16 protein-coding genes are annotated in these 14,052 nt (G+C 67.9%); 9 read left to right on the plus strand and 7 right to left on the minus strand.

Features of this window, described 5'->3' with window-relative positions; all coding sequences use genetic code 11:
- The first annotated feature begins 124 nt into the window (after positions 1-124).
- Together BLR75_RS24695 and BLR75_RS24700 are read left to right on the plus strand one after the other, a co-directional pair.
- On the plus strand, positions 125-1,045 hold the full coding sequence (locus BLR75_RS24695) for a LysR substrate-binding domain-containing protein (RefSeq protein ID WP_084314866.1): 921 nt from the start codon (positions 125-127) through the stop codon (positions 1,043-1,045).
- Positions 1,046-1,338: 293 nt separating this feature from the next.
- Positions 1,339-2,391, plus strand: coding sequence for a phosphorylcholine phosphatase (locus BLR75_RS24700; protein ID WP_084314867.1), 1,053 nt, complete (start codon positions 1,339-1,341; stop codon positions 2,389-2,391).
- A 24-nt stretch (positions 2,392-2,415) separates the two neighbouring features.
- Here BLR75_RS24700 and BLR75_RS24705 read toward each other — a convergent pair whose 3' ends face one another.
- A complete protein-coding gene (locus tag BLR75_RS24705) occupies positions 2,416-3,906 on the minus strand; it encodes a YifB family Mg chelatase-like AAA ATPase (protein WP_084314868.1) in 1,491 nt (496 codons plus the stop codon).
- A 37-nt stretch (positions 3,907-3,943) separates the two neighbouring features.
- The gene (locus BLR75_RS24710; RefSeq protein WP_084314869.1) at positions 3,944-4,204 is read right to left on the minus strand and encodes an accessory factor UbiK family protein; all 261 of its coding nucleotides are present in this window, start codon (positions 4,202-4,204) and stop codon (positions 3,944-3,946) included.
- 399 nt (positions 4,205-4,603) lie between these two features.
- Between BLR75_RS24710 and glnK the strand changes: the two genes are divergently transcribed.
- From glnK to sutA, 4 genes are all read left to right on the plus strand, one after another.
- Positions 4,604-4,942 (plus strand): P-II family nitrogen regulator, encoded by a 339-nt coding sequence (gene glnK / locus BLR75_RS24715; RefSeq protein WP_003457590.1) that lies wholly within the window; start codon positions 4,604-4,606, stop codon positions 4,940-4,942.
- 38 nt (positions 4,943-4,980) lie between these two features.
- Positions 4,981-6,300 carry an ammonium transporter gene (locus BLR75_RS24720; RefSeq protein WP_084314870.1) on the plus strand — a complete coding sequence of 440 codons (1,320 nt, stop codon included), beginning with the start codon at positions 4,981-4,983 and terminating at the stop codon, positions 6,298-6,300.
- Positions 6,301-6,403: 103 nt separating this feature from the next.
- A complete protein-coding gene (locus BLR75_RS24725) occupies positions 6,404-6,829 on the plus strand; it encodes a secondary thiamine-phosphate synthase enzyme YjbQ (RefSeq protein WP_084314871.1) in 426 nt (141 codons plus the stop codon).
- A gap of 78 nt (positions 6,830-6,907) precedes the next feature.
- Positions 6,908-7,237 (plus strand): transcriptional regulator SutA, encoded by a 330-nt coding sequence (gene sutA, locus BLR75_RS24730; RefSeq protein ID WP_084314872.1) that lies wholly within the window; start codon positions 6,908-6,910, stop codon positions 7,235-7,237.
- 191 nt (positions 7,238-7,428) lie between these two features.
- Here sutA and BLR75_RS24735 read toward each other — a convergent pair whose 3' ends face one another.
- The 4 genes from BLR75_RS24735 to lptM form a co-directional block, all read right to left on the minus strand.
- The gene (locus tag BLR75_RS24735) at positions 7,429-8,124 is read right to left on the minus strand and encodes an HAD family hydrolase (protein ID WP_084314873.1); all 696 of its coding nucleotides are present in this window, start codon (positions 8,122-8,124) and stop codon (positions 7,429-7,431) included.
- A 21-nt stretch (positions 8,125-8,145) separates the two neighbouring features.
- A complete protein-coding gene (locus BLR75_RS24740; protein ID WP_084314874.1) occupies positions 8,146-8,847 on the minus strand; it encodes a DUF484 family protein in 702 nt (233 codons plus the stop codon).
- Positions 8,848-8,858: 11 nt separating this feature from the next.
- Positions 8,859-9,689, minus strand: a complete 831-nt coding sequence (gene dapF / locus BLR75_RS24745) for a diaminopimelate epimerase (protein WP_084314875.1) — start codon at positions 9,687-9,689, stop codon at positions 8,859-8,861.
- Positions 9,690-9,791: 102 nt separating this feature from the next.
- Positions 9,792-9,932, minus strand: a complete 141-nt coding sequence (gene lptM, locus BLR75_RS24750) for an LPS translocon maturation chaperone LptM (protein ID WP_084314876.1) — start codon at positions 9,930-9,932, stop codon at positions 9,792-9,794.
- 201 nt (positions 9,933-10,133) lie between these two features.
- Here lptM and cyaY point away from each other — a divergent pair, with 201 nt between their 5' ends.
- The 3 genes from cyaY (at position 10,134) to rnk (ending at position 11,180) form a co-directional block, all read left to right on the plus strand.
- The gene (cyaY, locus tag BLR75_RS24760; protein ID WP_084314878.1) at positions 10,134-10,469 is read left to right on the plus strand and encodes an iron donor protein CyaY; all 336 of its coding nucleotides are present in this window, start codon (positions 10,134-10,136) and stop codon (positions 10,467-10,469) included.
- The gene (locus tag BLR75_RS24765) at positions 10,447-10,659 is read left to right on the plus strand and encodes a DUF1289 domain-containing protein (RefSeq protein WP_084314879.1); all 213 of its coding nucleotides are present in this window, start codon (positions 10,447-10,449) and stop codon (positions 10,657-10,659) included. The genes cyaY and BLR75_RS24765 overlap by 23 nt, the downstream gene beginning before the upstream one ends.
- Before the next feature lie 113 nt (positions 10,660-10,772).
- On the plus strand, positions 10,773-11,180 hold the full coding sequence (rnk, locus tag BLR75_RS24770; protein ID WP_084314880.1) for a nucleoside diphosphate kinase regulator: 408 nt from the start codon (positions 10,773-10,775) through the stop codon (positions 11,178-11,180).
- A gap of 39 nt (positions 11,181-11,219) precedes the next feature.
- On the opposite strand, the gene BLR75_RS24775 is transcribed toward rnk, so the two are convergent.
- Positions 11,220-13,997 (minus strand): class I adenylate cyclase, encoded by a 2,778-nt coding sequence (locus BLR75_RS24775; protein WP_084314881.1) that lies wholly within the window; start codon positions 13,995-13,997, stop codon positions 11,220-11,222.
- Positions 13,998-14,052 lie beyond the last annotated feature (55 nt).

Consider the following 14,052-nt stretch of genomic DNA (forward strand, 5'->3'; position numbering starts at 1 on the left):
GTCCGGGCGGCGCTGGATGCGTCGCGAAGCCCATTTTCCGAGCCCTGCACTGCCGGGCACAAAGGGAAAAAAGCGATGCCAGCCATGAGTTAGACTCATCCTGTCATTCGTCGAGCAGAATCCCATGTCCCGCCAGCTTCCTCCGCTTTATGCCCTGCGCGCCTTCGAAGCCGCCGCTCGGCATGCCTCCTTCACCCGCGCCGCCGAGGAACTGGCGATCACCCAGAGCGCGGTGAGCCGGCATATCCGCACCTTGGAAGAGCACTTCGACTGCCGCCTGTTCCAGCGCCGCGGCCGCCAGCTGGAGCTGAGCGAAGCGGCGCGCCTGCTGCTGCCCGGCCTGCGCGACGGCTTCGATGCGCTGGAGCGGGCCTGCTCGGCGTTGCGCGCGGAGGAAGGCGTGCTGCGCCTGAAGGCGCCCTCGACCCTGACCATGCGCTGGCTGCTGGCGCGGCTGAGCGCCTTCCGCCTGCAGGGCAGCGACAACGAGGTGCAGCTGACCAGCGCCTGGATGGACGTGGACAAGGTCGACTTCGCCCATGAGCCGTTCGACTGCGCGGTGCTGCTCGGCGGCGGGCATTTCCCCGACGACTGGGAAAGCACCCTGCTGTTCCGCGAATGGCTGATCCCGGTCGGCTCGCCGAAGCTGCTCGATGCCGGACCCTGGGATGCCGAGCGGTTGGCGCGGGCGGAGCTGCTGCATCCGACTCCGGACCGCCGCGACTGGCGGCGCTGGCTGCAGCGCATGGGGCTGGGCGAGCAGGTCTCGCTGAAGGGCGGGCAGGTGTTCGACACCCTGGAGCTGGGCATAGTCGCGGCGGCGCGGGGCTATGGCCTGTCCATCGGCGACCTGGTGATGGTCGCCGAGGACGCCGAACAGGGCCGCCTGGCGCTGCCCTGGCCGAGCGCGGTGGCCAGCGGCGACAGCTACTACCTGGTCTGGCCGAAGGCGCGACGCAACCAGGAACGCCTGCGCCGGCTGCGCAACTTCCTGCTGGCGGAGGTGCAGGCGATGAGGTTGCCGCCGGTGGAATTGCTGGAGTGAGTCTGTTCCTGGAAAAATGTTCGCGAGCAACGGCCATTTCCCGGATAACACCTGTAGGAGCGGGCCATGCCCGCGACCAATGCATCGCGCGCCTGGAGCGCGATGCGTGCCCCAAACAGGATTGGCTATGGTCGTAATTGGCTAAGTCCTGGCGCAAGCGCGACGCTATCGGTCGCGATCATCGTCGAGTGGTCATGTCGCTTTGCTAGGGTCAATGGTGCATCACGCCAGGGAAGCGCAGGATCGCGGCTGTCGCACTTCCCCTCCTGCCTTGACCATCTCCGGGGGTACCGATGAAGACCTTGCGCCACCTGACCGCCGCCCTGCTGCTGGGCAGCCTCGCCAGCACCGCCCTGGCCGCCACCGAGCTGAAGCACTGGCCGGAAGCCGCCGCCAGGCAACTCGACACGCTGATCGCGGCCAACGCCAACAAGGGCGCCTACGCCGTATTCGACATGGACAACACCAGCTACCGCTACGACCTGGAAGAGTCGCTGCTGCCGTTCCTGGAAATGAAGGGCGTGCTGACCCGCGACAAGCTCGATCCGTCGCTGCGGCTGATCCCGTTCAAGGACGTCGGCGGCCACAAGGAGAGCCTCAACAGCTACTACTACCGGCTCTGCGAGCTCGACGACCTGGTCTGCTATCCCTGGGTCGCCCAGGTGTTCTCCGGCTTCACCCTCAAGGAGCTGAAGGGCTACGTGGACGAGCTGATGGCCTATGGCAAGCCGATCCCCAGCGACTACTACGAGGGCGACGCGGTGAAGCCGGTGGAAATCCAGCCGCCGAAGATCTTCAGCGGCCAGCGCGAGCTGTTCAACAAGCTGATGGAGAACGGCATCGAGGTCTATGTGATGACCGCCGCCCACGAGGAGCTGGTGCGCATGGTCGCCGCCGATCCGAAGTACGGCTACAACGTCAAGCCACAGAACGTCATCGGCGTCACCACCCTGCTGAAGAACCGCGCGACCGGCGAACTGACCACCAGCCGCAAGCAGATCGCCGAAGGCAAGTATGACCCGGCAGCCAACCTCGACCTGGAAGTCACCCCCTACCTGTGGACGCCGGCGACCTGGATGGCCGGCAAGCAGGCGGCGATCCTCACCTACATCGACCAGTGGAAGCGGCCCATCCTGGTCGGCGGCGACACGCCGAGCAGCGACGGCTACATGCTGTTCAACGGCACCGCCGACAACGGTCTGCGCGTGTGGGTGAATCGCAAGGCCAAGTACATGGACCAGCTCAACGGCATGATGAAGCAGAACGCCGAGGCCCAGGCGAAGCTGGGCCAGCCGGTGACCGCGGACAAGAACTGGGTGATCGTGACGCCGGAGGAGATCCTCTGACAGACCTGTAGGGCGGATGAAGGATCAGCTGGCGGCGGCGCGGTAATGCAGCGCTTCGGCCAGCTGCGCGCGGCTGATGCGTTCCACATCCTCCAGGTCGGCCAGGGTGCGGGCGACCTTGAGGATGCGGTGCAGGGCGCGCAGCGAGAGGTCCAGGCGCTCACCGGCGGATTCCAGCCAGGTCTGGTCCTCGCGGGTCAGTGCACAATATTGGTGCATCGACTTCAGGTCGAGGAAGGCATTCGCACAGCCCTGGCGGCGCAACTGCCGTTCCCGGGCGGCGGCGACCTGGCGGGCCAGTTCGGCGGTGCTGATGGCGCCGCCGGTGGGCGTCAGGCTGGTGCTTTCGCGGCTGACGGTCAGGTGCAGGTCGATGCGATCCAGCAGCGGCCCGGAAAGCTTGGCGCGGTAGCGCTGGACCTGCTCCGGCGTGCAGCGGCAGCGCCCGCTGGGGTCGCCGAGGAAGCCGCAGGGGCAGGGATTCATCGCCGCCACCAGCTGGAAGCGCGCCGGGAAGCGCACCCGGCCGTTGGCGCGGGCGATGATGATCTCGCCGCTTTCCAGCGGTTCGCGTAAAACCTCCAGCACTTTCCGGTCGAATTCCGGCAGTTCGTCGAGGAACAGCACGCCTTCGTGGGCGAGGGTGATTTCCCCGGGTTGCGGCCGGCTGCCGCCACCCACCAGCGCGGCGGCGGAGGCGCTGTGGTGCGGCTGGCGGAAGGGTCGCTGCGGCCAGTGGGTCAGCGGCCCGCGCCCGGATACCGAGTGGATCGCCGCCACCTGCAGCGCCTCGTCCTCGTCCAGCGGCGGCAGCAGGCCGGGCAGGCGGCTGGCGAGCAGGGTCTTGCCGGTGCCCGGAGGTCCGCTCAGCAGCAGATTATGCGAACCCGCCGCGGCCACCAGCAGCGCGCGCTTGGCGGCTTCCTGGCCCTGCACGTCGGCGAGGTCGGGATAGGGCGGGGTCTCCCGCAGCAGGCCCCGGGCTTCGTAGGGCTGCAGCGGCGTCTGGCCGGCGAAGTGAGCGGCCAGTTCCAGCAGATGGCCGATGGCGAATACCCGCAGGCCGCTGGCGAGGCTGGCTTCCTCGGCATTTTCCCGCGGCACCACCAGGGTGCGCCCGGCGGCGCGGGCGGCCAGCGCAGCAGGCAACACACCCTGCACCGGGCGCAGCGCGCCGGACAGCGCCAGTTCGCCGAGGCATTCGTATTCCTGCAACTGCTCGCCGGGCACCTGGCCGCTGGCGGCGAGGATGCCGAGGGCGATGGCCAGGTCGAAGCGGCCGCCGTCCTTGGGCAGGTCGGCGGGGGCGAGGTTGAGCGTGATGCGCCGGGCGGGGAATTCGAAGCCGGAATTGAGGATCGCGCTGCGCACGCGGTCCTTGCTTTCCTTCACCGCGGTTTCCGGGAGGCCGACCAGGGTCAGCGACGGCAGGCCGTTGGCCAGGTGCGCCTCGACGGTGACGCTGGGTGCTTCGACGCCGACCTGGGCGCGGCTGTGGACGATGGCCAGGGACATGGATCACTCCTTGATCGCATGCCGCCCGCGGGTTGGCTTATTCGGCGGGCGGGGTGAGTTTGGCTTCCAGTTCGGCGACCTTGGCTTCCAGCGCCTCGAGGCGGGCGCGGGTGCGGGCGAGGACCACCATCTGGCTGTCGAATTCGTCGCGGCTCACCAGGTCGAGCTTGCTGAAGCCGCTCTGCAGCAGGACCTTGAACTGGGCCTCCAGCTCGGCCTTGGGCAGCGGGGATTCGCCGCTGAAGAGTTTGGCAGCCTGTTGGCTGATGGCATCGAGAAAGGCTTTGGGCGGCAGCATGAGAGGGTTCCGGATGGGATCGGCCGGCAGTTTATCACGCGGCTGGCGGGGGCAAGGGGTCTTGCACAGTTCTTGAGCAGCGCCTTGCCGCGGCGTGCGCGCTTCTGGTGCGCCCGATGGCGACTCGCCACTGGCCGGAAGCCGTGGATTTGCGCCAAGTGTCTGATGGAATTGGCGTTTCAGTGAATTGGCAAGCTTCCTGCTTTGCACCTGGCATCGCGTGCACCGATGCAGTTCGGTGCGCCAGGCGAGGCAGGGGACCGCATCGCGACGCGGCTGGAAGAGCGCCGGGTGACCGGGGTAGGGCGGTCGGCGCGTTACAAAGCCAGGCACTGCGCTTAGACTTGTCCTGGGTTCGTTTTCCTGGGGCGAGTCCACCAAAACACGGGAGAGAGTTTCATGAAGCTAGTCACCGCCATCATCAAGCCGTTCAAGCTGGACGACGTGCGCGAGTCGCTGTCCGAGATCGGCGTGCAGGGCATCACTGTGACCGAAGTCAAGGGCTTCGGCCGGCAGAAAGGCCACACCGAGCTGTATCGGGGGGCGGAGTACGTCGTCGACTTCCTGCCCAAGGTGAAGATCGATGTGGCGATTGCCGATGACCAGCTGGATCGCGTTATCGAGGCCATCACCAAGGCGGCCAACACCGGCAAGATCGGTGACGGCAAGATCTTCGTAGTGAATCTGGAACAGGCCATTCGCATCCGGACCGGCGAGACCGGCACCGACGCGATCTAAGCCGCCACACCGAACCCACACGCCCCAGGAGAAGAAAAATGACTCTGCGCCAGTACGCAGGGCTAGGAGCCCTTTTGCCCCTCGTAATGCCAGGCCTGGCCCTGGCAGCCGAGGAACCCGTACTCAATAGCGGCGATACCGCCTGGATGCTGATCTCGACGGCCCTCGTGCTGCTGATGACCATCCCCGGCCTGGCGCTGTTCTACAGCGGCATGGTGCGTGCCAAGAACGTACTCTCGGTGATGATGCAGTGCTTCGCCATCACCGCGCTGATCAGCATCCTCTGGGTCGCCTACGGCTACAGCCTGGCCTTCGATACCACCGGGATGGAGAAGGGCGTCACCAACTTCAGCTCCTTCATCGGCGGACTCGACAAGGCCTTCCTCAGCGGCCTGACGGTGGACAGCCTGACCGCCGCCTTCCCGGAAAGCGTGTTCGTCACCTTCCAGATGACCTTCGCCATCATCACCCCGGCGCTGATCGTCGGCTCCTTCGCCGAGCGCATGAAGTTCTCCGCCATGCTGATCTTCACCGCGGTGTGGTTCACCCTGGTCTACGCGCCGATCGCGCACATGGTGTGGAGCGGCGACGGCGCGCTGATGTGGGACTGGGGCGTGCTCGACTTCGCCGGTGGCACCGTGGTGCACATCAACGCCGGTATCGCCGGCCTGGTGGCCTGCCTGGTGCTGGGCAAGCGCAAGGGTTACCCGAACGTCGCCATGGCGCCGCACAACCTCGGCTACACCCTGGTCGGCGCCGCCCTGCTGTGGGTGGGCTGGTTCGGCTTCAACGCCGGCTCCGCGGCCGCCGCCAACGGCACCGCCGGCATGGCCATGCTGGTCACCCAGATCGCCACCGCCGCCGCCGCACTGGGCTGGATGTTCGCCGAGTGGATCACCCACGGTAAGCCGAGCGCCCTGGGCATCGCTTCCGGCGTGGTCGCCGGCCTGGTGGCCATCACCCCGGCCGCCGGCACCTGCGGCCCGATGGGCGCGATCGTCATCGGCCTGGCTTCCGGCGTGATCTGCTTCTTCGCCGCCACCAGCCTGAAGCGCGCCGCCGGCTACGACGACTCCCTCGACGCCTTCGGCGTGCACGCCGTCGGCGGTATCGTCGGCGCCCTGCTCACCGGCATCTTCGCCGCGCCGGCCCTGGGCGGCTTCGGCAGCGTGGAAGACATCGGCGGCCAGCTGTTCACCCAGTTCAAGGGCGTTGCCTTCACCATCGTCTACACCGCTATCGTCAGCTTCGTGATCCTCAAGGTGATCGACCTGGTGATCGGTCTGCGGGTGACCGAGGAAGAGGAAACCATGGGTCTGGACCTCTCCCTGCACAACGAACGCGGCTACAACCTGTAGAACTTTTCACGGGTATGTCGGAGGGCGCCTACGGGCGCCCTTTGCTTTTTCCTACACCACGCTAGAATGCGCCCGCAGCGTATCTGCACTGCAGGCTTTCAGCATGTGGCAACAGACCCTGATCACCTTGCGCCCCCGGTCCCGCGGTTTCCATCTGGTGACCGACGACGTCCTGGCGGCGCTTCCCGGGCTGGCGAACTGCCGGGTCGGTCTCCTGCACCTGCTGCTGCAGCACACCTCGGCCTCGCTGACGCTGAACGAGAACGCCGATCCCTCGGTTCGCCGGGATTTCGAGCGTTTCTTCAACCGGCTGGTGCCGCAGGGCGAGGCGGGATACGAGCATGATTACGAAGGGCCGGATGACCTGCCCGCGCACTTCAAGGCGAGTCTGCTGGGCTGCCAGCTGACGCTGCCGGTGCGCGACGGACGCCTGGCGCTGGGTACCTGGCAGGGCATCTATCTGGGCGAACACCGGGATAACGGCGGGGCTCGGAAAGTTCTGGCGACCCTGCAGGGCGAATATGTATGAATTTTTTCCAGCGGCGTTCGTCAAAGCGCGCAGCTGGTCTATAACTAACCTGCTTTACAAGCACCACGAGGTTGAAAGATGAGTGACGAAGAACTGGAACAAGACGATCTGGACGGCACCGACGAGGACGATGGCGAGGAACTCGCCGCGGCTGACGATGGTGACGTAGAGAGCGCCGAAGGCGACGAAGCCCCTGCCGCTGCTTCCGGTGGCGGCAAGAAAGCCAAGGCCGCCGTCGAGGAGGAAGAGCTTCCTTCGGTTGAAGCGAAGAAGAAGGACCGCGATGCCCTGGCCAGGGCGATGGAGGAGTTCCTCTCTCGTGGCGGCAAGGTGCAGGAGATCGAGCCCAACGTGGTCGCCGATCCGCCGAAGAAGCCGGACAGCAAGTACGGCAGCCGGCCCATCTGACCCGCTGCGTTTTCCCCGAGCCCGCCCTCTCCGCAAGGGGAGCGGCGGGCTTTTTTATGTGCGCGTGATGGGTGACAGGATTTCGTAGGAGCCAGCTTGCTGGCGATTCATGGTTTCGACCGGCACCCCATCACCAGGGGGAACACCGGATCGCGAGCAAGCTCGCTCCTGCAGGTTTGGTGCAGGGGTGGCTAACGCAGCCTGGTCAATACCGCCGGCAGCTCGGCCAGGTTGGCGATCACCGCGCTCGGCGGTTCCTCGCCTTCCCACGGCTTGCCGGCCGGGTTGAACCAGATGGCGTGCAGGCCGGCGCGGCGGGCGCCGGCGATGTCGTCGCTGGGGTGGTCGCCGATGTGCACCGCCTGCTCGGCGGGCACGCCGGCGCGTTGCAGGGCTTCGCGGAACGGGCGCGGGTCGGGCTTGCCGATGCCCAGGTCCTCGGCGCAGAGGGCGAACTGGAAGTAGTCGGCCAGGCCGAGGCGGCGCACGTCGGCGTTGCCGTTGGTGAGCACGCCGAGGATGAAGCGGTTGGCCAGCTGTTCCAGGGTGGGCTGCGCCTCGGGGAACAGGCTGATCTGGTGGCGCGCGCTGAGGAAGGCCTGGAACGCGGCCTCGGCCAGTTCCCGCGCTTCCGCCGGCGCATAGCCGGCTTCCTCCAGCGCATGCAGGAGGATGCGCCGGCGCAGCTCGCTGATGCGGTGCTTGAGCAGCGGCTCCTGTTCCAGCATCTGCGCGCGGATCGCCCAGAGGTGCTCGATCGGCAGCGGGCCGAGCATGGCCGCGTTGACCGCCAGCCAGTCGCGCAGGGCGGCTTCCGCGCTGTGGATGACCGGGGCGACGTCCCAGAGGGTGTCATCGAGGTCGAAGGTGACCAGGCGGATGCTCATTCTTCGCCTCCTCCGCGCGCTTCAGCGGACCGAGCGCAGCGGGGTGGAAAATCGCGGCAGCACGCGCGACAGGACCTCGGCGATGTAGCCGAGGAACAGCGTGCCGAGGGAACTCTTGTAGTGCTGCGGGTCGGGGCTGCCGATCGCCAGTACGCCGTGCAGGCCCTGGAAGTTCAGCGGCACCACCGCCGCCGAACCGACCTTCTCGCGCTCCTCCTCGCCGAACAGGAAGGCCAGCTCGTGCGGACGCAGGGCGCCGCAGATGGTCTTGCCGCCGGAGAGCAGGCCGCCGATCGCCTGGTGCGCTTCGCCGCTGCTCACCGAGCGCCCCACCGGCAGGCTGCTGTCGCTGAACAGGATGAAGCCGACATGCGGAATCTGGAACTCGTGGCGCAGGCTGTCTTCCACGGTGCCGACCACATCCTCGAGGCTGGTCGCGTCGAGCAGGTCGAGCACCAGGCGGCGGGTCTTGTCGAACAGCCGGTCGTTGTCGCGGGCGACGTCCATCAGCTGCGCCAGGCGGTGGCGCATCTCGATGTTGCGCTCGCGCAGCAGGCGCACCTGGCGCTCCACCAGCGACACGGCATCGCCGCTCTCGTGCGGGATGCGCATTTCCGGGATCAGCTCGTCGTGGTCGACGAAGAACTCCGGATGCTGGCGCAGGTACTCGGCGACCTGTTCGGCATCCAGCGGAGCGGTGGTTTCCTGGCTGTTGTCGTTCATGGAACCCTCGATTACAGGCGCACCTGGCCTTCGTAGACGCGCACGGCGGGACCGGTCATCAGCACCGGCTGGCCCGGCCCTGCCCATTCGATGGTCAGGCGCCCGCCCGGCAGGTCGATCTGCACCGGCGAGCGCAGCCAGCCCTGGCGAATCCCGGCTACCGCGGCGGCGCAGGCGCCGGTGCCGCAGGCCTGGGTCTCGCCGACGCCGCGTTCCCAGACGCGCAGGCGCGCGTGGTTCGGTTCGAGCACCTGGAGAAAGCCGATGTTGGCCTTCTGCGGGAAGCGCGGGTGCACTTCCAGGCGCGGACCGAGGGTGCGCACCGGCGCACTGTCGACGTCGTCGACGCGCAGCACGCCATGGGGATTGCCCATGGAGACCGCAGCCAGCTCGACATGTTCGCCGTCCACCTCGAGGTCGTAGCTGACCGCCTCGGCGTCGGCGATGAAGGGCACCTGCTCCGGGGCCAGGTGCGGCGCGCCCATGTCCACGGTGATCTGGCCGTCGGCGCGGATGTTCAGTTCGATCACCCCGCCCCTGGTTTCCACCCTGATCGACTTCTTCGCGGTCAGGCGCTTGTCCAGCACGAAGCGGGCGAAGCAGCGCGCACCGTTGCCGCACTGCTCCACCTCGGAGCCGTCGGCGTTGAAGATGCGGTAGCGGAAATCGAGGTCGGGGTTGCTCGGCGGCTCGACGATCAGCAACTGGTCGAAGCCGATGCCGGTGTTGCGGTCGCCCCACACCTTTACGTGGCGCGGCTGGATATGGGCGTGCTGGCTGACCAGGTCGAGGACCATGAAGTCATTGCCCAGGCCATGCATCTTGGTGAAGCGCAGCAGCATCGTCTCGCCTCACTCAGCCAGTGGGCGACCGGGCGCCGATAATGCCGCGCATTCCGCGCCCGGTTGCCCGGCGCGGAGCTCGAATGCCTGCATGTAGCCCCCTCAGAAACCGTAGCGGTCCTTGCTGTGTTCGCTCTTGGCTTTCTCGTCGTCCGGCAGGTAGAGCGGGCCTTTCTGGCCACAACCGGCGAGCGCGGAGGCGAGCACGGCGAGCGCGACGAAGGGGAGAAGCAGTCGCTTCATGGCGGAGTCCTTGTTGAAAGCGTCGATTGCGCCCGAGTATACCGGCCCCCCGGCCCCTTGCCTATTCGACAGGGCTCCCGTCCGGCGGGGCTTGCAGCGCGGTCGCGGGGCGCGGGACGGCTTTGCGGAGGCGCCGGGCGGGGCAGAGTCCGGGGCGATCCCGGGGTACACTGAGTCTTTGCCGAATATGAGGAGGGATGCATGAGTACTTTGAGCGAAGCCCGTTTCCATGATCTGGTCGATGCGGTTCAGGTCACGGTGGAAGACGCATTCGATGGCAGCGACCTGGACGTGGACCTGGAGAATTCCGGCGGTGTGCTGACCATCCGCTTCGCCAACGGCAGCCAACTGATCCTCAGCCGCCAGCCGGCGCTGCGGCAGCTGTGGGTGGCGGCGCGCAGCGGCGGGTTCCATTTCGACTACGACGAATCCGGCGATCTCTGGCTCAGCGACAACGGCCGCGAGCCGCTGGGCGCGCTGCTCAACCGCGCGACCATCGAACAGGCGGGCGAGGATGTCGAGTTCCCCGGTATCTGACGCTGGCGCACAGGCGCCCGTGCCGTCGCCCTGCCGCCGGCGCTGCTGCCTGGACGATGCCGACATCTGCCTCGGCTGCGGGCGCAGCCTGGCCGAGATACTGGAGTGGAACACGGCGGATGGCGCGCGCCGGCGACAGATACTGGGCGCGGCGCAGGGACGGCGAAATCCGCTGTCACCCGAAGGCTGACCGGGTGGTATTGCTTATTCGCGGCGCTGTGCTAGTGTCCGGAAAAACCCCGCCCTGGGCGGGGTTTTGCTTTTTCTGCATTTGAAGGCCTGCCAAGGAGGTCACCGAACACCATGACGACACCACCGCCGATCACCGTTACCCGTCTCGACCTGCAACGTCTGGAGCGCCTGCTCGACAGCCTGGATGAGTACGGTCCTGCCGCCGAGGCGCTGGAGGCGGAGCTGGCCCGTGCCCAGGTGGTCGGCCACGACGAGGTGCCGCCGGGCGTGGTGACCATGAATTCCACGGTGCGCTGCCGCGAGGAGAGCAGCGGCAAGGAATACCACCTGACCCTGGTCTACCCGGACGACGTGGGTGGCGAAGGCAAGGTGTCGATCCTGGCGCCGGTCGGCACTGCGCTGCTCGGCCTGAGCTGCGGCCAGACCATCGACTGGCCGGCCCCCAGCGGCAAGCCGCTGAAGCTCACCCTGCTGGAAGTCGAATACCAGCCCGAGGCTGCCGGCGCCTACAGCCGCTGAGCGCCTTCCCTTCTTCGCGCCTCCCCGCGGATTGCGCGCTCAGGCCTCGGCCAGCGCGCGGTTCAGCGCACCTTCAAGGCTCTGCTTGCAGCGCAGGTAGTGCAGGGTCTGCAGACGTCCATCGTCCTTCAGCGCCGACAGGTCAAGGTCGGTGATGTAGCAGGGATAGCGCGTGCGCCCGTGGCGCCGCGCGAGGATGTGCCGCGCCACCGCATGGAACAGCCGGCCGCCGTATTCCAGCTCGGAGAACTCCTGGTGATCGCAGTACAGCGTGATCTGCCGCCGGCCCTGTCCCGGTTCGACGATCGCCTGGATGTTGAAGTACGGCCGCGTCTCCATCTTCTGCGGCACCTCGCGCGGCTCCACCCGCAGCGCGCGCTGGCGGCCGTCGGGCAATAGCCGGTAGTAGCGGATCGCCGGGGCCGGCAGGACCTGTCCGTCCACCAGCGGCAGCTGCGCGCTGCGGCGGAAATGCACGGCCTGGAGGAAGCGCTGCAGCGACACCAGCAGGCCGTTCTCGTCATCGCAGGGCTGGCGCTGGCGCCACAGCGAGTTGCGCTCGTCGAGCACCGTCAGTTCCGCGTGGCCGTTGTCCAGGCGGTAGAACACCTGGATGCAGCCGGCCTGGCCCAGCGGCAGGATCAGCGCCAGGTCCTCGCCGTCCAGTGCGTGGCGGTCGAGGTGCAGCGGGCTGAATTCGCCGCGGCCTTCGCCGAGCTGTTCGAGCAGCGCCGACCGGCCGTCCGCCAGCCGGTGCTCCACCGCGCCCGGCTGCAGGTGCAGGAGGTGGAAACGCTGGCCGCTCTGCAGCAGGTAGCGCCCGCGTTCGCCGCTGGCGTAGCGGGCGGTCACCTCGGTGAACAGTTCCTCCACCCGCCGGGCGCTGGCCGCCGCGCGGAAGCAGCGCACCAGCAGGCGTGGCGGGCTCGCCCCGGCGGGCAGGGCGTTGAGGTGGTCGCGCAGGCAGTCGGGCAGGGCACCCGGCCCGGCATGGCGGCTGACCAGCAGTTCGTTCCAGCTGTTCAGGCTCACCAGGTCGAGGCTCAGCACCGGATTGTCGCGTTCCGCTTCGGCAGGCTGGTCGAGACCGACGTCGACCAGCAGCAGGCAGCGGGTCGGCACGCTGGCACGCAGCAGGTGCTGCTCCGGAACGTCCGCCAGCGGCAGCGGGAAGGCCTGCTGCAGGCTGGCGAGCAGGCCGCCCAGTTCGGCCTCGCGCAGGGCGCTGTCGCCCGGGTGCAGGGAGCAGCGCGTGGCGCTGTCGATGACGCCGTTGCGATGGCCCCAGGCGAGCAGTTCGACCAGGCCGTGGGTGCGCTTGAGCGGGGCGTGGCTGTCCAGCTCCGTTGCCGTCAGCCCGCCGCCGTACAGCGCCCAGGAGGCCGCCGCGCCCGCTTCGCCGCCCGGCTGGCGGGCCAGGGTGACGACGGCTTCGCCGAGGTCGGGGGCGATGCCCGGGTTGACCGCTTCCACCTTGCCGGCCTTGCGCTCGAAGGCGGCATACAGGCGTCGGCCGAGGACCTGCAGGTCGCGCCGGTTCATTTCGCTGACCGCCTGCTGCTGGCGGGCGAAGCGCGAGAGGAAGCGGTAGCTGTAGGTCAGCTCGTTGACCAGCGTGCGACGCTCCTGCAGCACCTGGCGGACCTTCCAGCGCTCGCGCTCGTCGAGCAGGACCAGGGTGCGCGCATCCCAGCCCCATTCGCCGACCAGGCGCTCCATCAGCTGGCGCTGCCAGCTCTTGCGGCCCTGCCGCGGCGGGCGGCTGAGCTTCTTGCCGGTCTTCAGGTACAGGCAGCGGCGCACCAGTTCCAGGCGCTCGCGGTCGCCGGCGGCGGTCAGGTACTCCTCCAGCCGGCGGTAGAGCATCAGGTAGGGATCGAGTTCGTCCAGCTCCAGCCGCCCGGCGTAGACCGCAGTCTTGAAGCGCAGGCTCAGGCATTCGACCTGCGGATGCTGGCTGGCGTAGACCTCGCAGAGCAGCAGCTTGAGCGCCGACTTGTAGGGCGAGTCGATGCCCTTGAACAGCTGCCACATGCCGGCGCCGATGAATTCCCCCGGCGGGATGCGCGCCAGATGGCCGAAGTCGAGGACCTCGTCGGCATCGACGAAGCGCTTGCGCAGCAGGGTGTCGACGTATTCGCCGTAGCGGCCCTCGGCTTCCGGCGGCACCAGCCACCACAGCGGCGTGCGGCCGCCGAGCCAGATCGCCGTGCGGTAGAACTCGTCGAGCAGCAGGTAGTGCTGGCTGCTGCCGCAGTCCTCGGAACTCAGCCGCGCGTCCCGCTCGCCGCGCAGGAAACGCTGCGCATCGACGAGGAAGCAGTGCATCTCGCTGCCCTGGCCGTGCGCCCAGCGTTCCAGCAGCCCGCACTTGCGCCGCAGTTCGGCCAGCGCCGCCCCGTCGAGGTCGGGGGAATGGCAGACCCAGAGGTCGAGGTCGCTGCATTCCGCCTGCGCCACGCTGCCCGGGCTGCCCATCAGGAACAGGCCATGGATCGGCGGCGCGGCATTGCGGCGGGGCTTGTAGCTGAACGAGCGGGTCAGGCGCTGGGCTTCGCCGAGCAGTTCGTCGTCCGGCGCGAAGCCGCACAGGCCGGCGGGGGTGGCGGCCGAGACGTAGCCCGGCAGCAGCGGGTGGTTGACGTCGAGCAGCAGCGGCAGCAGGCGCAGGACCAGGCGCTGGCGCGAGGACAGGCCTTCCATGGTGCGCTCGAGACGGCCGCGGTTGATCGTCAGGAAGCGCCGGCGCAGCTGGGCCAGCGCCTTGCGGTCGATGCCGTCGTCGATCTCCGGGCGTATCTCGTGGATGGATGTCATGGCCGGTCGGATTCGGAGGGAACGACGCCGTGCGATTGCACGGCGTCCGGGTCGG

Origin of the sequence: Pseudomonas jinjuensis, assembly GCF_900103845.1 — a bacterium.
GTDB classification, from domain to species: Bacteria; Pseudomonadota; Gammaproteobacteria; order Pseudomonadales; family Pseudomonadaceae; genus Pseudomonas; species Pseudomonas jinjuensis.